This window comes from Devosia sp., from assembly GCF_048261455.1.
In the GTDB taxonomy this organism is placed as follows: Bacteria; Pseudomonadota; Alphaproteobacteria; order Rhizobiales; family Devosiaceae; genus Devosia_A.
Genome location: NZ_JBLXGA010000026.1, coordinates 1 through 20,484, shown reverse-complemented (window position 1 = coordinate 20,484; position 20,484 = coordinate 1). Strand labels below are relative to the sequence as shown.

Genomic DNA, 20,484 nt, shown 5'->3' with positions numbered 1-20,484 from the left:
GGACCCTTAAAATCAAGAGTTCCAAAGAGCGGGGGGCAAATGGTGCTGCAAGGGAGGATTGAACTCCCGACCTCTCCCTTACCAAGGGAGTGCTCTACCACTGAGCTACTGCAGCATCCGGCGCAGGGCCTTGCCCGCGAACGAGGCGGTTACTGCCATAGGGTGCCGACGGGTGCAAGGCCAAATTCTTAGTCCATGATGCTGGCCCGGGCGCAACCGTCGTGGCAAGCTCGATTGACGGTTGCACCAGACGGTTCGGGAACGTGCATGCCTCCACAACCGATTGCGAATATCGCTAACGTCGTTTGCCGCCGTGCACACGGTTGACGATTGCTTGGTCGGGGCTCAAGCATTTTGATGCGCGCAGGTCGGGCGGGAAACGCCCTGTTGTGCGGCTGTCACGGTCACCGGGCCGCGACCTCGGTCGAGGGTCGTCCCAGATCACCTGATGGTCAAGTCTTCGCACCGGGCCAACTTGTGCTCTACAAGAGCGCTGCTAACGGGCGGTTGCAGAGCATCGCCCGCATGCTGGTTGCAGAACCCGAGGAACAAGAACTGATGCCCGGATCGAAATCCGATCAAGCGCGCGAGCAAAGATTGGCCGCAAAGCTGCGGGAGAACCTGCGCCGCCGGAAGGATCAGGCGCGGGCGCGTGCGGCGGCGTCTGATCCCACCGACATGGAACCAGAGCCTCGGACCCGGGCAGGGGACGAGTTGAAGCCGGACTCCGGTTCGGATAGCTAGGCATTCACCGGGGCTGCGTCCCCACCACATGGGGACAATTGAGCATGGATCGCATTCGGTTGGTTGGCGGCAACACGCTGCGGGGAGAAATCCCCATCTCTGGCGCCAAGAACGCCGCGCTGCCGCTGATGATCGCCTCCTTGCTGACGCGCGAGCCGCTGGTGCTCGAAAACGTGCCGCGGCTGGCCGACGTCAATCAGCTCGAAAAAATCCTCGAGAACCACGGCGTCGATATCGCCGTGCACGGCCGCAAACCCATCCAGCTCGAAGGCCAGCGCATGACGCTCGAGGCCGCCGAGATCGTCGACACCACCGCGCCCTATGAGCTCGTATCCACCATGCGCGCCAGTTTCTGGGTCATCGGTCCGCTGCTGGCCCGGGCGCACGAGGCGCGGGTCTCGCTGCCGGGCGGCTGCGCCATCGGCACGCGTCCGGTCGATCTTTTCCTTGATGGGCTGCGCCAGCTCGGCGCCGAAATCGAGATCGACGAAGGCTATGCCGTCGCCCGCGCGCCGGGCGGGCTGCGCGGTGGCCGCGTGGTCTTTCCCAAGGTCACCGTCGGCGCAACCCACGTGGTAATGATGGCCGCCACCCTCGCCAAGGGCACCACGGTCATCGAAAACGCCGCCATGGAGCCCGAAGTCACCGATCTCGCCGAGTGCCTCGTCAAGATGGGCGCGAAAATTGACGGCATCGGCACGCGCACCCTCACCATCGAGGGCGTCGACGAACTGCACGGCGCCACCCATTCGGTCGTGCCCGATCGCATCGAGACCGGCACCTATGCCATGGCCGCGGCCATGACTGGCGGCGATGTGCTGCTGCGCGATGCCCGCGCCGAACACCTGCGCGCCGCGCTCGATGTTCTGGCCCGCACCGGCGCCGACGTCACCGAGGAAGCCTCGGGCGTCCGCATTCATCGCAATGGCAACGGCATTCAGCCGGTGGACGTCGACACCGAACCCTTCCCCGGCTTCCCTACCGATCTTCAGGCCCAGTTTATGGCGCTGATGACGCGCTCGACGGGCGTCTCGCACATCCGCGAGACCATCTTCGAGAACCGCTACATGCACGTGGCCGAGCTCGCCCGCTTCGGCGCCGACATCAAGGTCGATGGCCAGGTCGCGACGGTGACCGGCGTGCCGCAGCTCAAGGGCGCCCAGGTGATGGCAACGGACCTCCGAGCCTCGGTGTCGCTGGTCATTGCCGGGCTCGTCGCCAGCGGCGAAACCACCGTCAACCGGATCTATCATCTGGATCGCGGCTTTGAGCGCCTCGAGGACAAGCTCAGCGCCGTCGGTGCCGAGATCGAGCGCGTCACCGGCTGATCGGCTGGTCAGGCAGGCTGCAGGCGCGCCGGGCGTCCGGCGCGCGGCATTCTGTCCCCAAACCCATTGCCCACCCTACCTTGAGCTTGTAGATCGACCGGCGGGCCCCCACCTGCAGGTTTCCCAGCCACGACAGATCAGGACGCCATGACTGACCGCACCATGACCGATCTCAAGCTGCTTGCGCTCGACAGCGAAGACCTCGAAGTCATTTCCGCCACCACCCAGGATGCGGTGGTCCGCGTCGGTGACATGGGCTATGCCCGCGCTGACCGGCGCTTTGCCCTGTTGATGAACCGCTTCGCCTGGGAAGGCGACACTGCCGGCGCTCGCAGCAAGACCGGCATTCGCAAGCGCGCGGCCCTGCATTTCGATCACGTCTCTGCCGCCCGGACCCAGGGGTTCGATGCCAATGCCACCGATGGCGTGCTCGAACTGCTCTCCATCACCTTCACCGAAACCGACAGCCCCAGCGGCACCATCGCGCTGACCTTCGCCGGTGGCGCGACCGTCCGCCTCGAGGTCGAGGCGCTTGAGGCCCGCATGCAGGATTTGGGCGCCGCATGGGCCGCCCGGGCCAAGCCGGGGCACGCCGCCTGATGCCGGTTCGCCTCGATAGTGCCGCGCCTGATTTTGCCCGCGCCTTTGACGATCTGCTGGCCTCGAAGCGCGAAAGCTCCGATGAGGTCGGCACTATCGTTGCGGCCATCATCGCCGATGTGCGCGCCCGCGGCGACGCGGCACTGCTCGAATATACCGCGAAGTTCGATCGGCTGGAGCTGACGGCAGAGACGCTGCGGTTTTCCGCCGACGACATTGCCGAGGCCGCGGCCCGCGTGCCCGCCGACATTCGTGAGGCGCTGCAGTTCGCGCATGATCGCATCCGTGCCCATCACGAAAAACAGAAGCCCGCCGACCATGTCTATGAGGATGCCGAGGGCGTAACCCTTGGCACGCTCTGGACCCCAGTCGAAACCGTCGGGCTCTATGTCCCGGGCGGCCTCGCGGCCTATCCGTCCTCGGTGCTGATGAACGCCATTCCGGCCAGCGTTGCCGGTGCCACCCGCATCGCCATGACCGTGCCGACGCCCGATGGCGTGGTCAACGATGCTGTGCTTGCCGCCGCGCAGATCGCCGGCATCACCGAAATCTATCGCGCCGGTGGCGCACAGGCGATCGCCGCGCTGGCCTTCGGCACCGAGTCGATCCCTGCTGTTTCCAAGATCGTCGGGCCCGGCAATGCCTTCGTCGCGGCCGCCAAGCGTCAGGTGTTCGGCACCGTCGGCATCGACATGATCGCCGGCCCCTCCGAGGTGCTGGTCATCGCCGACCGCTCCGCCAATCCCGCCTGGGTGGCGGCTGACCTCCTGGCGCAGGCCGAGCATGGCGGTGGCGCCCAGTCGATTCTGGTCACCACCGACCCGGATCTGGCCGATGCCGTCACCGCCGAAGTCGACCGGCAACTGGCCCTCCTGCCGCGCGAACAGATCGCCCGTGAGGGCTGGGACGAGTTTGGCGCTGTCATCACGGTCGCCTCGCTCGATCAGGCGGTGGAGCTCGCCAATCGCATCGCCTCCGAACATGTCGAACTGGCAATCGATGAGCCGCAGAGCCTCCTGCCGAAAATCCGCAATGCCGGCGCCATCTTCCTCGGTCACCACACGCCCGAAGCCATCGGCGACTATGTGGGTGGCTCGAACCACGTCCTGCCCACGGCCCGCTCGGCGCGGTTCGCCTCTGGCCTGGGCGTACTCGATTTCATGAAGCGCACCTCGCTGCTCGGCTGCACGCCGGCCTCGCTCGCGACCCTGGCGCCCGCCGCGCGCATACTGGCTGATACAGAGGGTCTCGATGCCCATGGCAGATCGGTCGCGATCAGGCTAAACTCCTGACCCATGGTGAACACCCAGCGACAGTTCGATCCCGACAAGGACCGTATCGTCGCCGTCACGCTTGATCCCAACACCATCACCTCGATCAATCCCGACGAGGTGCATGAGTGGCGCATCGCCATTTATGATCTCGTCGAGGGCAACGCTTTCGCGCCGGCGCGGGTCAAGGCGAGCGGCCCCTATGCGCTGCACGTATCTATCATCGGCAATTACATCCTGCTCGATGTCCGCCACCCCGAGACCTACGAGCCCATTGCAGCGCACTATCTCTCGCTCACCCCGTTCCGCCAGCTGATCCGCGACTATTTCCGCATCCGCGACAGCTACTACGACGCCATCAAGACCGCCTCGAGCCATCAGATCGAGACCGTCGACATGGCGCGCCGTGGCCTCCACAACGAGGCCGCCGAGCTGCTGCGCACACGGCTGCACAACAAGCTCGAAATGGATCTCAACACCGCCCGGCGGCTGTTCACCCTCATCTGTGCCGTGCAGCCTTTCGCCAGCCGCATCGATGAACGCGAATCCGATCTGCCCTCGGTGCTCTTCGTCTGTTCGATGAATTCGGTGCGCTCGCCCATGGCCGCGGCGCTGGCCCGTCGCGCCTTCCCGGGGCGTCTGATCGTCCGCTCCGCCGGCGTGCGCTCGGGCAAGGCCGATGGTTTCGTGCACGAGGTGATGGAAGAGATCGGCATCGACATGTCGGTGCACACCCCGCACACCATGGACGAACTGGTCGCCAACCATTTCGATCTGGTCATCACGCTGTCGCCCGATGCGCCGGAGGCCGTGGCGCGTCGCGACCTCGAGGCCGGCGCCATCGAGCACTGGCCCATGCCCGACCCGACCGAGGTCGAAGGCAATCGCGACTCACGCGTCGCGGCCTATCGGGCCCTGCGCGATGATCTGCAGCGCCGCGTGCGCGAACGGCTCGAGCAGCTCACCCAGGCGAGCGGCAAGCGGGCGCGAAAGGGCGCAGGCGCAGCAGCCTGACGTGCCGACTGGCAATTTGCGCCCACAATAGCTATATCGAAGCCAACTCGCCTGCTTGCAGGTGTTCACAAACCCCATGGCATCTATTATAGGTGCCGCCCAATCTCGCCCCGACATCGTTGTAAGTATCGATCTGCGGGGCTGTCTCAGGAGAGAGAATGGCCAAGGAAGAAGTGCTCGAATTTCCGGGCGTCGTGACCGAACTGCTGCCCAACGCAACCTTCCGCGTTAAGCTGGAGAACGAGCACGAAATCATCGCACACACGGCAGGCCGCATGCGCAAGAACCGCATTCGCGTGCTCGCTGGCGACAAGGTTCTGTGCGAAATGACGCCATACGACCTGACCAAGGGTCGCATCACCTACCGGTTCAAGTAGCGCGTTTGTCTCCGGCGGCGCGTTGCCGTCGGCAGGGCAGGGGGCTGCGGCCCCATTGAGGCTTTAAGGAGCAGCGTTCACGCGATGGCCAGCCGTCCCGAACTGATCCTCGCTTCGGCTTCGCCCAGGCGTCTTGCGCTGTTGAACCAGATCGGCATTGAGCCCGAACATCTGGTGCCGGCGCATATCGACGAGACCCCGGAAAAGAACGAGCTGCCGCGCAAGCTGGCCCAGCGCCTCGCTGACCAGAAGGCGCTCGCCACTCAGCTCAAAGCCCGCACGACCGGCATTGCCGACAACGCGCTGGTGCTCGCTGCCGATACCGTCGTCGCGGTTGGCCGGCGCATTCTGCCCAAGGCCGAGACCATGGAAGAGGCCAGCGAATGCCTGCGCCTGCTTTCGGGGCGTTCGCACCGCGTCTTCACCGGTGTCACCATGCTCACGCCCTCGGGGGCCATGCGCAAGCGGCTGGTGGAAACCCGCCTGCGCTTCAAGCGCCTGTCTAACCGTGAAGTCGAATCCTACCTCGCCAGCGCCGAATGGCGCGACAAGGCTGGCGGTTACGCCATCCAGGGTATTGCCGGCGCCTTCGTGATCAAGCTGCAGGGCTCCTACACCGGCGTCGTCGGCCTGCCGCTCAACGAAACGGTCGCTCTGCTCGCCGGCGAAGGCTACCCCGTCCACTTCAACTGGCTCAACCAGTCGAGCCTCGCGGCGGTCTGATGGCCGACAACGTCGTCCGCCTCAAACCCACGCGCCCCTGTCCGATCTGCGGCAAGCCGTCTTCGCAGCAGCACCATCCGTTCTGCTCGGGCCGCTGCGCCGATATCGATCTCAATCGCTGGCTCAGCGGCGCCTATGTCATTCCCGCCGGCCCGGCGGAGACCGACGCCGAAACCGACCCGGACGACGACGAGGTCTAGGCGCCGGCCGGCAGGGCAGGGCACGCCGTTGCGCAAACCGCTGCCCATTTCGTTCATCGCCGTTCATCGAGCAGGCGAGAGCGCGGCGAAAAAGCGGCAATCACCGCCCCGCCTCCCAGTGGGTGTCTCGCCGCGGCTTAATATGCCGCTGATTTAAAAGGCATTTCCGACTTATCCCCGCAGGGTCCGACTTGCCCCATACTGCGCGTCAGAAGGGAGCCGGAAAGATGTATGCACCGCCAGATCGCGACCTGCCCGAGCCTGGCGCCTTACGGCATCAGCTGCCCGCCGTTCACGTCGATGATCTGCCCGGTGACATAGCCGCTCATCGCGTCCGAGCAGAGGAACACATAGGCGCCGACGCAATCCTCGGCCGTGCCCAGCCGCTTCATCGGAATCTGCGCCGCTGCGGTCTCTTTCACCGACTCAGGCGTTTCGTCGTGGAACGGCGTGATGATGAAGCCCGGCGCCACGACGTTCACCCTGATGCCGTCCTCGGCGAATTCCCGTGCCGCATTACGCGAGATCGAATGCACCGCTGCTTTGGCCGAGGCATAGATCGTCGAACCGCCGAAGCCGCCGAATCGTCCGGCCACCGACCCGGTATTGATGATCGATCCGCCGCCCGCGGCCTTGAGATGCGGATGCGCCGCCTTGGTCACCGCCAGCACCGAGCGCACATTGGTGTCGTAGATCCGCTCATACATGGCTTCGTCGAAACCGGCATTGGTGACGCGGGTGTGAATCGCCCCGGCATTGTTGATCAGGATATCGAGCCCGCCGAGCCCCGCCACGGCCTCCTCGACGATCCGCGCCGCCACCGTGCCGTCCCCGACATCACCAAGCACCACCACCGCTGTGCCGCCGCCATCGCGGATCTCCTGCGCCATGGCTTCCGCCGCCTCGGCATTCTTGTTGCCATGCACCGCAACGGCGACACCCAGCCGGCTCAGCTCCTTGGCCACGGCCGCTCCGATACCCGTCGACGAGCCTGTCACCAGCGCGCGTTTTCCCTTGAGATCGCTCAGCATTTGTTCCTCCCATGCCTTTGTTGGCCACAGCCTAGCGCCCTGCGGAGCAATAACAATCCCTCCCGGTTTCACCGCACGTTGCAAACAGCAGACAAACCATGGATTGGCGCTTGCACATGGCGAAATTGGCCCCTATAAACCGCCCGACTTCCAGCGCGCCCACCGGGCGCCTGTGATGCCCGGGTAGCTCAGTTGGTAGAGCAGCGGATTGAAAATCCGCGTGTCACTGGTTCGATTCCGGTCCCGGGCACCACTTCTCCTTCGTCAGATCCGCGAATGACCGAAGCCGCGCCACAGCGCGCAGTCATGTGTCCGTTTCAACAGGCTGGTCTGGCTAGCGGACCGATTGTGGCTCGGGCTACGGCAGGCGCCCGTCTGCGGTTTCCTTGGGTACCCGGATGTCCATTCCGAGCACCAGATAGGACAGGCACTTTCCGTGTGTGTCGATTGCGAGGCTGGAATTGACCCCGCCTTCGAGCGCATCCTCGATGACGAAGTTGAGGGCATGGAGCAGCGGCAGCTCGTAGCGCCGAACCTCGGTGACGCCGCGATGAGCAAACAGGGCCGCGACCCGCGCGGCAGTGACTTCAGCGAGCAGCACCGGCCAATGCCGTCGGTCGTAAGCGATGACGTTGACATTGAGCCGGTTGCCCTTGTCGCCCGAGCGGCCATGGGCAATGGCATGCAACTTGACCATCTCATGCACCACGCTCATGCCGCCGCCCCGACGAAGTAGAAGGACGGGGTGACCGCCTCGCGGGAAACCAGATGCGACAGCGTGCGGACGCGTGGGCGGACACTGGTGCGCACCCCGCCACCTCCGGCGGGACCGCAGCAATAAAGGGCATTCACCTCTTCGACAGCGCGCTGGACGTCGCGGGCCTCGGAACCACCGAAGGCAAAACGGACGCGGTAGTCACCGCCGTCTGGTGCCGGCAGTTCTGCCAGCATGCTCCCCGCATCGGCATCGAAGGCACTCACCGTTCCAATGACGTCGGCGCGATGGCGCACGGCCAGACCACGGCGCTTGAGGCGCTCCGCAATGGTGTCGACGGCCAGCCTCGCCCGCGCCAGGGCATTGGGGCCGGCATAGGAGATCTCCGCCTCGCCCAGCCAGTCACCGTGGACGTTTACGGTCGCCTTGAGCGTCGTGGGCGCTGCATGGCCGCGGGCGCCGCGGACGCGGATCCGGTCGCGGCCCACCGGCTCGAGTGTGACGCCGGTAATGTCGAGGGTGACGTCGGGCGTGAGATAAGCGGCGGGGTCATGAATTTCATAGAGCATCTGCTCGGTAACTGTACGGCGGTCGACAAGCCCTCCGGTGCCGGCGGGCTTGGTGATGACGAAGCTGCCATCGGCTTCGACCTCGGCGATCGGAAAGCCCAGGTCGGCCATGCCCGGCACGTCCTTGAAACCTGGGTCGGCGAAATAGCCCCCGCTGACCTGCGCCCCGCATTCGAGCAGGTGGCCGACCAGCGTGCCGGCTGCGATGCGATCGAGATCGGACCAGTCCCAGTCAAAATGCGCGACCAGCGGCCCGAGCGCTAAAGCCGGATCGGCGACCCGTCCGGTGACAACGACCTGCGCTCCGGCGCTGATCGCATCGGCGATTGCGCGGGCGCCCATATAAACGTTGATGGCGATGACCTCACCTTCGAGGTCGGGGAGGCGCCCGTCGCCGTCCCATCGCGCTGTGTCTTCGAGTGAGATCTTGCCGAGCAGGTCATCGCCCTCGACCACGGCAATACGTGGATCTGGGAGACCAAGTTGCAGCGCCAGTTGCCTAATGGCTGTCGCAGCGCCAGGCGGATTGGCCGCACCGAAATTCCCGACGATGACGATGCCATCAGCAAGACATTGGGCAAGGATTGGCTCAAGCAGGTCTTCGAGCAGCGGTTCGTAGCCCTTGGTAGAGTCTTCGTGCCGCGCCGTCTGGCGCATGGCCAACGTGCGCTCGCCCAGCGTCTCGAAAATGATGGCGCCACCAGCACCGGCGGCTGCAATTTCGGCGACGACGGCCTGCGGTGCGTCGACGCGGTCGCCCGAGAATCCTGCCCCGCTGCCAATCCGATACAAACCATCCTCCTCTGTCGCCACGAACATCATTTTCATTATCGATAATGTCAACGATGATTGTGACGATGAAGACGGTGATGTATCCACACAATAGGATGCGAAGTGGAGTCCGGCGGCCGATGACCGACAAGTCCGTGATGGATCAGCCCAAGAAATGGGACATGGTGCTGGGGGAACTTCAAAAGGCGATCATTGCCGGCCAGCTCCGTCCCAGGGAGCGGCTGGTCGAGGACGAGATCATGGCGCGCACCGGGGCCACCCGCCACGCTGTGCGGCGTGCCTTCGATGAACTCGAGCGGCTGGGGCTGGCCATCCGGCAACCCAACAAAGGTGTGCAGGTGCGCGACTATTCGATCGCCGAGATCGAAGAACTCTACGAAGTGCGCGAATGCCTGGAGTTGACGGCTGCGGCGCGCTTCGTGCGGCCAGCAGGGGACGAATTGCTCGCGGCGCTGACTGACGTTGCCAGCCGCCACCGCGATGCTAGCCGCGCGCAGCGCTATGCCGAGGTCTTTTCGCTCAACAACAGCTTTCACGAATTGCTCTATCGGGCCGCCGGCAATCAGACGCTGGCCGACGCCATAATTCACTACACTTTCGCCACCCACCCGATCCGCAGCCGCGCCTTCCCCAATGAAGAACTGCGCGAACTCGCGATCAGCGAGCATTTTGCAATGATCGAGGCGATCGAGGCAGGTGAGGCAGGGAAGTTGGCCGGCATCATCCGTACCCATATCGGGCGGCCCAAGGATTTCTATCTCAAGGCCACCTACATTCAGGGAGAACTGTGATGGGCAGCCTTCCCGAAGTGGTCGTCGTGGCGGCTAGACGGACACCGATCGGTGCCCTGGGCGGCGCACTCTCGCCGCTCCTGGCGCATGAACTGGGCGCTGCGGCCATTGCTGCTGCGGTAACCGACGCCAGAATTTCGACCGGCGAAGTCGACGAAGTGATCCTCGGTCAGGTGCTGACCGCTGGGCACGGCATGAACCCGGCACGGCAGGCGGGCCGGATGGCCGGGTTCACCGACAGCACGCCGGCAGCGCTGGTCAACCAGGTCTGCGGTTCGGGGCTGCGCGCTGTGGCGCTTGCGGCTCAGCAGATCCAGACCGGCAGCGCCCGCATCGTCGTCGCCGGCGGTCAGGAGAGCATGAGCAATGCGCCGCATACGGCCGCCGTGCGCCGCGCCGGGAGACTCGGCGACATCGCGCTGCGCGACAGCGTCATGAGCGACGGCCTGACTGATGCCTTCTACGGCTATCCGATGGGCATGACTGCCGAGACCATCGCCAACCGCCACGGCATCGATCGGGAGGGACAGGACGGCTTTGCCTTATGCTCGCAGCGCAAAGCTGCGGACGCCAGCCAGGCGGGTCGCTTTGCCGCAGAGATCGTCCCCATTGAGGTCCCCGGTCGCAAGGGGGCGGTCGAGGTGCGTGTCGACGAGCATATGCGCCCCGACAGCAGCCTCGAGGCCCTGGCGCGGCTGAAGCCTGCATTCGCCGAGGCGGGGTCGGTCACCGCCGGCAACAGTTCAGGGATCAATGACGGGGCGGCAGCGCTCGTGCTGATGGATGCAGACGAGGCCGAGCGGCGCCACCTCGCGCCGCTCGCCCGGATCGTCGCCTGGGGGCATGCCGGCATCGACCCGCAGGTCATGGGTCTGGGGCCCATTCCGGCCAGTCGACTGGCGCTCCGGCGCGCCGGCTGGGACCTGCATTCGGTCGATCTATGGGAGATCAATGAAGCCTTTGCAGCGCAGAGCCTGGCCGTCATCCGGGAACTCGGGATCGAGCCCGAGCGGGTCAACGTCAATGGCGGGGCGATTGCACTCGGCCATCCGATCGGCGCCTCGGGTGCCCGTGTCCTCGTGACCCTGTTGCACGAGATGGCGCGTCGCCGGGCGCGGCGTGGCGTTGCCACGCTCTGCATCGGCGGCGGGATGGGCATCGCGATGGCCCTGGAGCGACCGCAATGACGGACCGGGATATCGGCGATATCCTGTGGCAGCCTTCGCCCGAGCGCATCGCCGCCTCCCGCTTGGCGCAGTTCGCCGTTGCCCAAGGCTTCGCGACGACCGACTATGCAGGCCTGCATGCCTGGTCGGTCACAGAGCCGGAGGCCTACTACTCGGCGTTATGGGACGCGTTCGGGGTTATCGGCAGCAGGGGCGACCGAACGGTCGAAACCGGCGACACCCTCGCTGCGACCCGCTTCTTTCCCGGCGCCCGCCTCAACTACGCCGAGAACCTGCTTCAGGACGCCGACGACCGCACCGCGATCATCGCGCATCGCGACGACGGCACCCGCCGGCAGCTGTCGCGCCGGGAGCTCCTGGCGCTCGTATCGCGTTGCGCTGCCGCGCTGCGGGCCGATGGTGTAGGGCCCGCAGACCGCGTGGCCGGCATTGTCACCAACGACATCGAGGCGATCGCCTTCTATCTCGCCACTGCGGCGATTGGCGCCGTATGGACCTCGTGCTCGCCCGATTTCGGCCCGGCTGGCGCTGCCGATCGCCTAGGGCAGGTCGACCCGAAAGTGCTCGTCGCCGTGGCCGGCTACAGTTATGCCGGCAAGTGGATCGACAGCGCAGCCAGCATCAATGCCGTGGCCGCGGCGAGCCGCCTCTCGCGCATCGTGCTGATCGGCGAGCCGTCGACAGAACGCGACTATGCAGGCAGCGTTGCACGGATCGAGGACTGGCTGGCGCCACATGCCGCCGGGCCGCTGGAGTATCATCGTGGGGCCTTCGACGCGCCCCTGGCGATCCTGTATTCCTCGGGGACGACCGGACGTCCCAAGGGCATCGTGCATCGGGCAGGGGGGCTGCTGTTGCAGCACCTCAAGGAGCATCAGCTACATTGCGACCTGCGGGCGGGGGATCGGCTCTTCTACTATACGACATGCGGATGGATGATGTGGAACTGGCAGGTCTCCGGCCTTGCGTCCGGCGCCACACTCGTCACCTACGACGGAAATCCGTCATGGCCCGAGGCGCGGCGGTTGCCGGATCTGATCGATGCCGAGGCGATCACTGTCTTTGGCACCTCGGCCAAGTATCTCGATGCTTGCAGCCGTGCTGGCCTGCGACCGGCCGGGACGCATGATCTTGGCACCCTCAGGACCATTCTCTCGACTGGCTCGCCGCTCTTGCCCCAAAGTTTCGACTACGTCTACGACAGCTGGAAACGCGACGTGCACCTCGCCTCGATCTCGGGCGGCACAGATATCTGCGGCTGCTTTCTCGGCGGCATGCCAACCTTGCCGGTGCGGCGCGGCGAGCTGCAGGGGGCCATGCTCGGCATGGACGTTGCCGCCGTTGGCAGCGACGGGCGACCACTGGCAGGCGAACCCGGTGAACTGGTCTGCCGCAATGCGCATCCGTCGATGCCTCTGGGTTTTTGGGGCGACGCCGACGGCAGCCGGTATCAGTCCGCCTATTTCGAGCGCTTCTCCGGCGTCTGGACGCATGGCGACTATGTCGAGCTGCGGCCCAGCGGTGGCTATGTCGTGCATGGCCGCTCGGACACCACGCTCAATCCAGGCGGTGTGCGGATTGGCACGGCCGAGATTTATCGGATCGTCGAAGCCATCGAAGCGGTAGAGGAGTCGATCGCCGTGGGTCAGGACTGGCAGGGTGACCAACGCATCGTGCTCTTTCTCAAGCTGCGCGACGGGGCCACGCTGACCGAAGAGTTGCAGCAACGGGTGCGCCGCGCCATACGTGCCGGCGCGACGCCGCGGCACGTGCCCGCTAAGATCATCGCGGTTCCCGCCATCCCGCGCACCCGCTCGGGTAAGATTTCCGAGGTCGCTGTCCGCGAAGCCGTCCACGGCCGCCCGATCGGCAACGACACCGCACTCGCTAACCCCGAATCCCTGGCCGCCTTTATGGCACGCCCCGAACTCGTCGAAACGAATTGAGCACCCGGGGGCCCGCTCGCAGCGCACGGCGGGCAAACAGCATCCGTTACGCGATGAGATTCCCGTCGTGGTTCGCCAGATCCGGTCGTCATTTGGGGGGTGTTACCAGGCAGCGTCTTTGATAGACGGTCGAGAAGTGCAACGATATTTCAAAGGCCTGCACACCCAACGCGGTGCCGGTCCCGGGCGCCGCCCAACCTCTCCAGTCTGAAAGTCTCTGTCGTTCAGGAGGACCAACTTGTCATCGGTCATCATTGCCGGCGCCACCGGATATCTAGGGCGCCATCTCGTCACGGCCTACAAGAGCCATGGCTATCACGTGCGTGCGCTGGTCCGCTCCGCCGCCCGCGCTGCCGATCTCGGTGCCGATGAACTGATCGAGGCTGAAGCGACGCGTCCCGCCAGTTTCGCTGGCCGGTTCGCAGGCGCTGATCTGATCGTCTCCGCTCTCGGCATCACCCGCCAGCGCGACGGGCTGAGTTATCGCGATGTCGACTACCAGGCCAATCGCAACCTGCTCGACGAAGCGCTAGTCGCCAACATCGCCCGCTTCGCCTATGTGCACGTGCTCGGCGCCGACAAGATGCAGGGCGTGCCGCTGGTCGATGCCAAACAGGCTTTCGTCGCCGGTCTCCAGAAGGCGCCGATCGCCTCCACCGTCATCGCGCCCTCAGGCTATTTCTCCGACATGGGCGATTTCTTCGCCATGGCGAAGTCCGGCCGCGTCTGGCAGTTCGGCGATGGCCACCTGCGGCTCAACCCCATTCATGGCGCCGATCTCGCCGAGGCGACCGTCGCCGCCACCGAGGCCGGGCGCGACTGGCTCGACATCGGTGGCCCCGACATTCTGAGCCAGCGCCAGATCGGCGAACTGGCCTTTGCCGCGCTGAACAGGCCGGCAAAGATCACCGAGCTCCCCGATTGGCTCCGCAAGCTCGTCCTCGCCGTCGTGCCGGCCGTCACCCCGCAATCCATTTCCGGCCCGCTGAAGTTCTTCCTCACCGGCCTCGCCATGGAGATGGTGGGCGAGCAGCACGGCACCCACCATCTCGCCGATCATTTTGCCAGGTTGGCGCGGGAAGAGCAGGCGGGCTGACCGCGCTCAATGCAGGGCCGACGTTCCGCCTGTCGGCCAGTTCGTGTCATCTGCGACCGCCACAGGTTTCAGACAAGGCCAATGCCGCACCAGATGCAGGCAGTATCGGGTTGTACCTGTCTCAGCTTAGCCGCAGCTTCGATCACTGAACCGTCGGCGCGTCGCCATCCGCTGGGTTAACGCGTGCATTTGCCAAGCGTCTTCTGTCCGAAAAAATTTTGGTACCGGCGCAATCCGTACAAGGGAGACTTGTATTAAAAGTCACGCGAAAAAATAGCCATTCGCGTTCCGTGTGTAACAACCAGTTAACGCGCCGAGCAGTAATGGCTGTCAAAGTGACGATTAAAACGCACTGTTGCACGATATTGGCGACATAACTTTCCGAATATTTTTGAAAGTACGAGGGAAAGTTATGTCTGCGACAAAGAAATTGCCCTCCACGGGCATCTGCCAGGTGACCCGCCGCCTCTTGGCGCTGTGGGCCATGGGCCTGACCAGCCTCACCCTCGCGCCTGCCGCGATGAGCCAGGATCTGTCCAGTTTCGCCGTGCTCGCGGGCCAGACGATCACCAATACCGGCCCGACCACCATCAGCGGCAACATCGGGCTCAGCCCGGGCACAGACTTCCCCGGTTCGTCGGACGTTGTCCTGACCAATGGCACCATCCACATCGCCGATGGCGTTGCGGTCCAGGCCAAGAACGACCTGAGCACCGCGTTCACAACCTTGATGGGGCGGCCAGCCGACGCAACGCTGGCAGAGGAACTGGGCGGCCAGATCCTGAGCGGCGGCACCTATTCTATTTCCAACGCTGCAACACTGACCGGCACGCTGACTCTCGACGGCGGCCCCGACGATATCTTCATTTTCCAGATCGGCAGCAGCCTCACGACGGCTAGTGCCTCGTCGATCGTCCTGACGGGCACTGTTGATCCAAGTAACGTCTTTTTCGTCGTTGGGTCGTCTGCCACACTGGGCTCGAGCAGCGCGTTTGTCGGCCAGATCCTCGCCCAGACCAGCATCACGCTCAACACGACCGCGAGTATCGACTGCGGTGCAGCGCTCGCACAAACCGGCGCCGTGACGCTCGATACCAACGTCATCAATATCTGTACCTTCACCACCAACGCGGACGAGATCGCCGATATCCTCGGCGACGACATCACCCGCAATGGCGGTTCGATCGTCGATGCCATCGACGACTTCGTCGCAGATGGCGGCACGCTGCCGCTCAGCTTCGAACTGCTGGCGCTCTTGTCGCCGACCGAACTGGCTGCCGCTCTGGAACAGCTGTCAGGCGAGCTCGGCACCGAAGTGGCGCCGGTCAGCACGCAGACCATGGACAACTTCCTCGATCTGCTGGGGCGCAGCCATGGTTCCAGCGTTGCCTTGGTCAACGGCTATGACCAGCCCCAATCGGGTGGCACGGTCAGCGTCATGGGCTATGCCGCCAGCGCGCCTCAGGCGCGCAGTGACGTCTTCGCCGCTTTCGATGCCCCGATGCGCCAGGCCCCGGCGTCCGACTGGACCGCGTGGATTGATAGCTACGGCAGCGTCAGTCACGTCGAGGGCGACGCAACGAGCGGTGCGAATGGCCGCACGATCACCGATTTTGGCGTTGCGCTGGGTTTCGAGCGCCAGATCAACGCCGCGACCATGGTTGGCCTGGCCGTCTCCGGCGGCGGCGCGGATTTCAATCTTGATGACAGCCTCGGCAGTGGCCGCAGCGCCATGCTCCAGGCGGCGCTCTTTGCGCGCAACGACTTCGATCAAGCCTATCTGTCGGGCGCCATCGCTGCCGGCGTGCACCGCGTGTCGCTTGATCGGTACCTGACCATTGCTGGGGAGGATCACTTCATCGCCGAGTTCAACACCATCAACTTCGCCGGCGAAGTGGAAGCGGGCTACCACGTCGGCGCCTTGACGCCCTTCGTCGCACTGCGCGGCCATGTCGTGTCGACCCCGGCCTATTCCGAGGTCACCGAATCCGGTTCCTCCATTTTCGCACTGGACTATGAGGCAAATCTCGCGGCGAACCTCAGGACCGAGATCGGCACGCGTGTCGACTGGTCGACCGATCTGCAGTCGGGCGACACCGTGACTCTCTACGCCAGCGCCGCCTGGGCCCACGAGGTCCGTACGGGAGACGACGTCACGGCAACCTTCCAGGCCATGCCCGGAGCGCCCTTCACGATCGCGGGCGCAACGCCCGCGGCCGACAGCATCCTGGTCGAAGCCGGTGCGGAAGTGTTGCTCACCACTGGCCTGGCATTGACGGGTACCATCGAAGCGGGTCTGTCCAGCAACGCCGTCAGCTACGGCGCAACCGGCGGCGTCAACTACAGTTGGTGAGCCAAACAGTGGCACACCCACAGCCAATACCGAGATAGGACCAATCTTACCGACTATTCGGCCAAGCCGCTAAGGCAGAAGGGCGCACCTGATGGGTCATGACATCCATCAGAACCCTCCTCTTCTGCTTTACCGCCTGCATCGGCCTCGGCTTGGCGATGCCGCCCGCATCCGCCGGAACGCTGGTGGCCTATGCGGCCAGCGCGCGGGCAGGGGTCATTATCGTGGATACCTCGGCTCGCCAACTCTATCTGGTGCTCGGCAATGGCCAGGCCCTGCGCTATCCGGTGGGAGTCGGCCGCGCCGGTCGGCAATGGGCTGGCACCTCGCGGATCGCCGGGCGCTATTCTCTGCCCGCTTGGGCGCCACCGGCAGCCATCCGGGCCGCACAGCCCGAACTGCCGGCATTGATCGCAGGCGGAGCGCCAGGCAATCCCATGGGTGCGGCGGCGATGACACTGGCCGGCGGGAATTACGCCATACACGGCACCAATAGCCCCGGCTCGATCGGCGGCTTCGTCTCCTATGGCTGCATCCGGATGTACAATGCCGACATCATCGATCTGATGAGCCGCGTCCGCGTCGGCACCCCGGTCGAAGTGCGGCTCTAGCTCAATCCGCGATTTGCGCGTCGCGCGCGAGCGCCGCGTCGAGAGCGTCTCGCTTCACTTCCAGCGCTTCTGTCCGGCCGCCCCCGGTCAGCATGATCGTCACGGTGAGTCGAAAGGCCGGCCAAGAGAGGTCCAGCGCCTCGCGATCCGTCCGCACCTCGAAGCGGCCGGGCTTGTGCGGCGTCTCGAGCCCCTCGAGCAGGAAGGGATGATGAAAGGTTACGTATTCGGTGGTGCTGCTGTTCGCACTCATCGCATCATCCCCTGGACCCGATCAAACGGGCCCCAAAGCCATGAGCCTTATTTCATCGCCTGTCCACGCCTGTCGCGCCACCGACACGCAAAGCCGCTCGCGCTGCGAATTGAACCGCGTCCAAACGCCCCACACCGCGCGCCCCGACGGCTCGGCCAAGCTCTATATCTCCCCCACCTCGATCGCTTCGAGCCCCTCCGCCCCGCGCAGGATAAACAGGGCGTCGAGCCCCAGCCGGTCGGCGAGCTTCGGGCCCTCGACCTCACCGAGGACGAGCAGCGCGGTGGCCCAGGCATCGGCTGTGGCGCAGGTCGGCGCGGCCACGGTGACCGAAGCAATGCGGTTGTCGACAGGTCGGCGGGTCCGCGGATCCATGGTGTGCGAGACGGTTCTGTCGCCGACCCGCATCCGGTGGCGGTAGTCTCCCGAGGTGGCGATTCCCCCATCGCGCAACGCCACTACGCGCGCCACGTCGCGCACCTCGAAATCGGGGCGTTCGATCGCCACCTGCCATGGGGCGCCACCGGGTTTCAGCCCGCGGCTGCGCAACTCGCCATCGATGGAAACGAGATAGCGGGTTATGCCGAACTGCTCGAGCGCTGCCGCCATCCGGTCGACCCCGAAGCCCTTGGCGATGCCACTGAGGTCAATGCGGCAAGCACCCTGTCGGGTCGCGGTGCCCCGGGTGGGATCCAGCTCTAACCCACCGGGATCGTCCGATGCGGCCAGACGCTGCGCGGCGGCCTGATCGACAACGCCCTGAGCGGGGCCGAACCCCCAGGCCTCCACCAGATCACCCGTCTCCAGCGAGAAGGCACCTCCTGAGGCAGCCGATATCTCCTGCCCGAGCGCCAGCACATGCAGCAGATCCTGCGGCAGGGCGACAGCGGTGCCGGGCGCAGCGGCGTTGAGCCGGTTGAGATCGGATTCCGGTTTCCAGTTCGACATCTGCCGGTCGACGCTGGTCACCACAGCGTCGAGCGCCGCCGCGATCTTCGTCGTGTCGGTACCCTCTGGTGCAAAGCAGGTCGCGGCGTAGCGCGTGCCCATGGTCGCGCCGCTGAACACCAGCTTGCGCAGAGGCGCCTCGGGTGGCGTAACCGTCGCCGAGACTTGCGGGGTCACCGCAACCGGCATCGTGTCGAAACGGGCCTCAATAGACGTCTTCAAGATACCGCCCCTTCGCTTTCAGGCCGTCGACGCTGCCGCCCGCCGGACCCAGCACCAAATCCAGCGCGTCCTTCACGCCCTCCGCCATCTCGCGGCTGCCGCAGATCAAGAACTGCGCCCCGGCAGCCGCCAGCGCCCGCAGCCTGTCACCATCCTCACGCACCCGGTCCTGTACATAGGTGGGGCCCTGGCTGCGCGAGAACGCCAGACTGCGTGTCGCCAGCCGGTGATCTTCGAGACAGGTGGCCAGCGTATTGCCATAGAGGAAATCGGAATCCGGGTTCCGCCCGCCCCAATAAAGGTGCATCGGCCGGCGCTTGCGGTTCGACCAGATGAAGCCGACGAAGGGCGCGATACCGGTGCCATTGCCGATCATCACGACGGGCCTGCGGCCACGCGCCGGGCGGAAGTCGGGATTGGCCCGCACGAAACCGTCCACAACGTCCCCAGGCTCGAGGGCGTGCAGGAACTCCGAACAGACGCCGCCGCTCTGCTTGCGCACGCAGATTTCGAGGAAACCGTCGCGGCTGCCCGATGCCAGCGAATAGTAGCGCGGCACCAGGCTGCCCGGCGGCACGATGCCCAGCAGGTCGCCGGCGGCATATTTCGGCAGCCGCGCACCCTCCGGCGCCTGAAGACGCAACACGCTTGTCGGTGCCTGGATCTCGACGCCATAGTCCACCCGTCCCACCACCTCGAGCGGGCTGGTCTGCGGCCGTTCGGGCACGTGGTGCAGCGTCAGCGGCAGGTCGAGCATCTCGCCCAGCCTCTGCCCCCAGCTGGCAAAGGCGTGTGCCGATTGCCGGTCGATATGGGTGGCGGGCAACAGTCGGTCCCAGCCCTTCTGCGCGAGCGTTTCGTCGACCAGCGCGCCGAAGGCCGAAAAGTGCTGGAAACTGTGGTCGCCGAAGCCGAGCACGGCATAGCTGAACCTCGGAGTCTGATGCCATCTGGCGAGCCGCGAAAGGAAACGGCTGGCGCTTTCCGGCGCTTTGCCGTCGCCATGCGTCGAGGTGAGAATGAACATCTGCTTGGCGCGCGGATAGCCGGATGCCAGCCCGTTCATCGGCCCGGTATGGACCGTCCTGCCGGCCGCGGTCAGGGCCCTGTGCAACTCGGCGGCAAAGCCCCAGGTGGCGTTGCTTTCGCTGCCGACCATAATGACCGCTTCGGCATGGCGCGCCCCGACATTCGAGGCAATCTGCGGCCGGCTGCGCGACCGGCGCCACCAGGTCACGGTGCCACTCAGTGCCAGCACCGGCACCAGCAATGCCGCGATTCCGAGGATCAGCCCCAGACTCCACGAGCCGTTGCCGGTGTGCAGCATGTAGACCGTCTCGTAGATGCTCTGCGCCAGGTTGTTCGCGGTGAACGAGATCATCTCGCCGCTGGCCGCATCGACATAGCCGACACCATTGGCGGTGGTGACGCTGAAGACATCCGTGGGGTCGCCGGCGATCGGGAAGATCAACTCCCTGAGGTCACTGACAGGTATGCCCTGCAGCCCCGCCAACTGGGCGATGGCCGCCGGTGTGTCGCCGCTCCCCGCAGGCGGAAAACTGCCAAATCCCGGTGCACCATCCGTCACTAGGCCGAAACTGACCAGGGCCATGTAGAGCCCCGTCAGCGCCGACAGCATCAGCGCCACGACGGCAATGCGGCTCATCTCGACATGCAGGCGCGACCAGACGCTGCCCCGCGCCGCAGCGAACA

General features: G+C 65.2%; 19 protein-coding genes and 2 tRNA genes. 14 read left to right on the top strand and 7 right to left on the bottom strand.

The features are described 5' to 3' along the window. Positions 1 to 40: 40 nt before the first annotated feature. Positions 41 to 115: transfer RNA gene (locus ACN0TK_RS17510), tRNA-Thr, on the bottom strand. A gap of 673 nt (positions 116 to 788) precedes the next feature. Between ACN0TK_RS17510 and murA the strand changes: the two genes are divergently transcribed. From murA to yacG, 7 genes are all read left to right on the top strand, one after another. Further along, complete coding sequence (gene murA / locus ACN0TK_RS17505) at positions 789 to 2,072, top strand: UDP-N-acetylglucosamine 1-carboxyvinyltransferase (RefSeq protein WP_417310828.1); 1,284 nt, start codon at positions 789 to 791, stop codon at positions 2,070 to 2,072. Between the two features lie 147 nt (positions 2,073 to 2,219). Then, positions 2,220 to 2,672 (top strand): DUF2948 family protein, encoded by a 453-nt coding sequence (locus tag ACN0TK_RS17500; RefSeq protein ID WP_417310827.1) that lies wholly within the window; start codon positions 2,220 to 2,222, stop codon positions 2,670 to 2,672. Next, entirely contained in the window at positions 2,672 to 3,964 is a 1,293-nt protein-coding gene (gene hisD / locus ACN0TK_RS17495; RefSeq protein WP_417310826.1) for a histidinol dehydrogenase, read from the top strand. The genes ACN0TK_RS17500 and hisD overlap by 1 nt, the downstream gene beginning before the upstream one ends. A 6-nt stretch (positions 3,965 to 3,970) precedes the next feature. Beyond that, entirely contained in the window at positions 3,971 to 4,957 is a 987-nt protein-coding gene (locus tag ACN0TK_RS17490) for a UPF0262 family protein (RefSeq protein WP_417310825.1), read from the top strand. 158 nt (positions 4,958 to 5,115) lie between these two features. After that, positions 5,116 to 5,334: a translation initiation factor IF-1 gene (gene infA / locus ACN0TK_RS17485; RefSeq protein WP_035082742.1), complete on the top strand. Its 219-nt coding sequence runs from the start codon at positions 5,116 to 5,118 to the stop codon at positions 5,332 to 5,334. An 84-nt stretch (positions 5,335 to 5,418) separates the two neighbouring features. Further along, the gene (locus tag ACN0TK_RS17480) at positions 5,419 to 6,057 is read left to right on the top strand and encodes a Maf-like protein (RefSeq protein WP_417310824.1); all 639 of its coding nucleotides are present in this window, start codon (positions 5,419 to 5,421) and stop codon (positions 6,055 to 6,057) included. Beyond that, complete coding sequence (yacG, locus tag ACN0TK_RS17475; protein WP_417310823.1) at positions 6,057 to 6,257, top strand: DNA gyrase inhibitor YacG; 201 nt, start codon at positions 6,057 to 6,059, stop codon at positions 6,255 to 6,257. Before ACN0TK_RS17480 ends, yacG begins: the two co-directional genes overlap by 1 nt. Positions 6,258 to 6,526: 269 nt before the next feature. Here the strand turns inward: yacG and ACN0TK_RS17470 are convergent, their stop codons facing one another. Continuing rightward, complete coding sequence (locus tag ACN0TK_RS17470; RefSeq protein WP_417310822.1) at positions 6,527 to 7,288, bottom strand: SDR family NAD(P)-dependent oxidoreductase; 762 nt, start codon at positions 7,286 to 7,288, stop codon at positions 6,527 to 6,529. A 177-nt stretch (positions 7,289 to 7,465) separates the two neighbouring features. Between ACN0TK_RS17470 and ACN0TK_RS17465 the strand changes: the two genes are divergently transcribed. Further along, positions 7,466 to 7,541: transfer RNA gene (locus ACN0TK_RS17465), tRNA-Phe, on the top strand. A 105-nt stretch (positions 7,542 to 7,646) separates the two neighbouring features. Here the strand turns inward: ACN0TK_RS17465 and ACN0TK_RS17460 are convergent. Then, positions 7,647 to 8,003 (bottom strand): hypothetical protein, encoded by a 357-nt coding sequence (locus tag ACN0TK_RS17460; RefSeq protein ID WP_417310821.1) that lies wholly within the window; start codon positions 8,001 to 8,003, stop codon positions 7,647 to 7,649. Further along, complete coding sequence (locus ACN0TK_RS17455) at positions 8,000 to 9,364, bottom strand: acyclic terpene utilization AtuA family protein (protein ID WP_417310820.1); 1,365 nt, start codon at positions 9,362 to 9,364, stop codon at positions 8,000 to 8,002. The genes ACN0TK_RS17460 and ACN0TK_RS17455 overlap by 4 nt, the downstream gene beginning before the upstream one ends. Before the next feature lie 119 nt (positions 9,365 to 9,483). Here ACN0TK_RS17455 and ACN0TK_RS17450 point away from each other — a divergent pair, with 119 nt between their 5' ends. The 6 genes from ACN0TK_RS17450 to ACN0TK_RS17425 all read left to right on the top strand — a co-directional run bounded on the left by ACN0TK_RS17450 (position 9,484) and on the right by ACN0TK_RS17425 (position 17,348). Continuing rightward, the gene (locus ACN0TK_RS17450; protein WP_417310819.1) at positions 9,484 to 10,155 is read left to right on the top strand and encodes a GntR family transcriptional regulator; all 672 of its coding nucleotides are present in this window, start codon (positions 9,484 to 9,486) and stop codon (positions 10,153 to 10,155) included. Beyond that, positions 10,155 to 11,342: an acetyl-CoA C-acetyltransferase gene (locus tag ACN0TK_RS17445; RefSeq protein ID WP_417310818.1), complete on the top strand. Its 1,188-nt coding sequence runs from the start codon at positions 10,155 to 10,157 to the stop codon at positions 11,340 to 11,342. The genes ACN0TK_RS17450 and ACN0TK_RS17445 overlap by 1 nt, the downstream gene beginning before the upstream one ends. Further along, positions 11,339 to 13,288, top strand: a complete 1,950-nt coding sequence (locus tag ACN0TK_RS17440) for an acetoacetate--CoA ligase (RefSeq protein ID WP_417310817.1) — start codon at positions 11,339 to 11,341, stop codon at positions 13,286 to 13,288. Before ACN0TK_RS17445 ends, ACN0TK_RS17440 begins: the two co-directional genes overlap by 4 nt. A gap of 238 nt (positions 13,289 to 13,526) precedes the next feature. Then, on the top strand, positions 13,527 to 14,384 hold the full coding sequence (locus ACN0TK_RS17435) for an SDR family oxidoreductase (protein WP_417310816.1): 858 nt from the start codon (positions 13,527 to 13,529) through the stop codon (positions 14,382 to 14,384). A gap of 412 nt (positions 14,385 to 14,796) precedes the next feature. Continuing rightward, a complete protein-coding gene (locus tag ACN0TK_RS17430) occupies positions 14,797 to 16,737 on the top strand; it encodes an ice-binding family protein (RefSeq protein WP_417310815.1) in 1,941 nt (646 codons plus the stop codon). A 98-nt stretch (positions 16,738 to 16,835) separates the two neighbouring features. Further along, positions 16,836 to 17,348, top strand: coding sequence for a L,D-transpeptidase (locus tag ACN0TK_RS17425; protein ID WP_417310814.1), 513 nt, complete (start codon positions 16,836 to 16,838; stop codon positions 17,346 to 17,348). A gap of 1 nt (position 17,349) precedes the next feature. Here ACN0TK_RS17425 and ACN0TK_RS17420 read toward each other — a convergent pair whose 3' ends face one another. The 3 genes from ACN0TK_RS17420 to ACN0TK_RS17410 form a co-directional block, all read right to left on the bottom strand. After that, on the bottom strand, positions 17,350 to 17,601 hold the full coding sequence (locus ACN0TK_RS17420) for a hypothetical protein (RefSeq protein WP_417310813.1): 252 nt from the start codon (positions 17,599 to 17,601) through the stop codon (positions 17,350 to 17,352). Positions 17,602 to 17,763: 162 nt separating this feature from the next. After that, positions 17,764 to 18,771: an FAD:protein FMN transferase gene (locus ACN0TK_RS17415; RefSeq protein WP_417310812.1), complete on the bottom strand. Its 1,008-nt coding sequence runs from the start codon at positions 18,769 to 18,771 to the stop codon at positions 17,764 to 17,766. After that, positions 18,755 to 20,484, bottom strand: a 1,730-nt coding sequence (locus ACN0TK_RS17410; RefSeq protein ID WP_417310811.1) for a flavodoxin domain-containing protein, incomplete at its 5' end; no start/stop codon positions are given. The genes ACN0TK_RS17410 and ACN0TK_RS17415, both read right to left, overlap by 17 nt.

Coding starts and splice junctions, on each gene's coding strand:
- ACN0TK_RS17420 (WP_417310813.1), bottom strand. CDS start 17,601: ATGAGTGCGAACAGCAGCACCACCGAATACGTAACCTTTCATCATCCC.
- ACN0TK_RS17440 (WP_417310817.1), top strand. CDS start 11,339: ATGACGGACCGGGATATCGGCGATATCCTGTGGCAGCCTTCGCCCGAG.
- ACN0TK_RS17480 (WP_417310824.1), top strand. CDS start 5,419: ATGGCCAGCCGTCCCGAACTGATCCTCGCTTCGGCTTCGCCCAGGCGT.
- ACN0TK_RS17500 (WP_417310827.1), top strand. CDS start 2,220: ATGACTGACCGCACCATGACCGATCTCAAGCTGCTTGCGCTCGACAGC.
- infA (WP_035082742.1), top strand. CDS start 5,116: ATGGCCAAGGAAGAAGTGCTCGAATTTCCGGGCGTCGTGACCGAACTG.
- ACN0TK_RS17430 (WP_417310815.1), top strand. CDS start 14,797: ATGTCTGCGACAAAGAAATTGCCCTCCACGGGCATCTGCCAGGTGACC.
- ACN0TK_RS17450 (WP_417310819.1), top strand. CDS start 9,484: ATGACCGACAAGTCCGTGATGGATCAGCCCAAGAAATGGGACATGGTG.
- ACN0TK_RS17445 (WP_417310818.1), top strand. CDS start 10,155: ATGGGCAGCCTTCCCGAAGTGGTCGTCGTGGCGGCTAGACGGACACCG.
- ACN0TK_RS17470 (WP_417310822.1), bottom strand. CDS start 7,288: ATGCTGAGCGATCTCAAGGGAAAACGCGCGCTGGTGACAGGCTCGTCG.
- ACN0TK_RS17425 (WP_417310814.1), top strand. CDS start 16,836: ATGACATCCATCAGAACCCTCCTCTTCTGCTTTACCGCCTGCATCGGC.
- ACN0TK_RS17460 (WP_417310821.1), bottom strand. CDS start 8,003: ATGAGCGTGGTGCATGAGATGGTCAAGTTGCATGCCATTGCCCATGGC.
- murA (WP_417310828.1), top strand. CDS start 789: ATGGATCGCATTCGGTTGGTTGGCGGCAACACGCTGCGGGGAGAAATC.
- hisD (WP_417310826.1), top strand. CDS start 2,672: ATGCCGGTTCGCCTCGATAGTGCCGCGCCTGATTTTGCCCGCGCCTTT.
- yacG (WP_417310823.1), top strand. CDS start 6,057: ATGGCCGACAACGTCGTCCGCCTCAAACCCACGCGCCCCTGTCCGATC.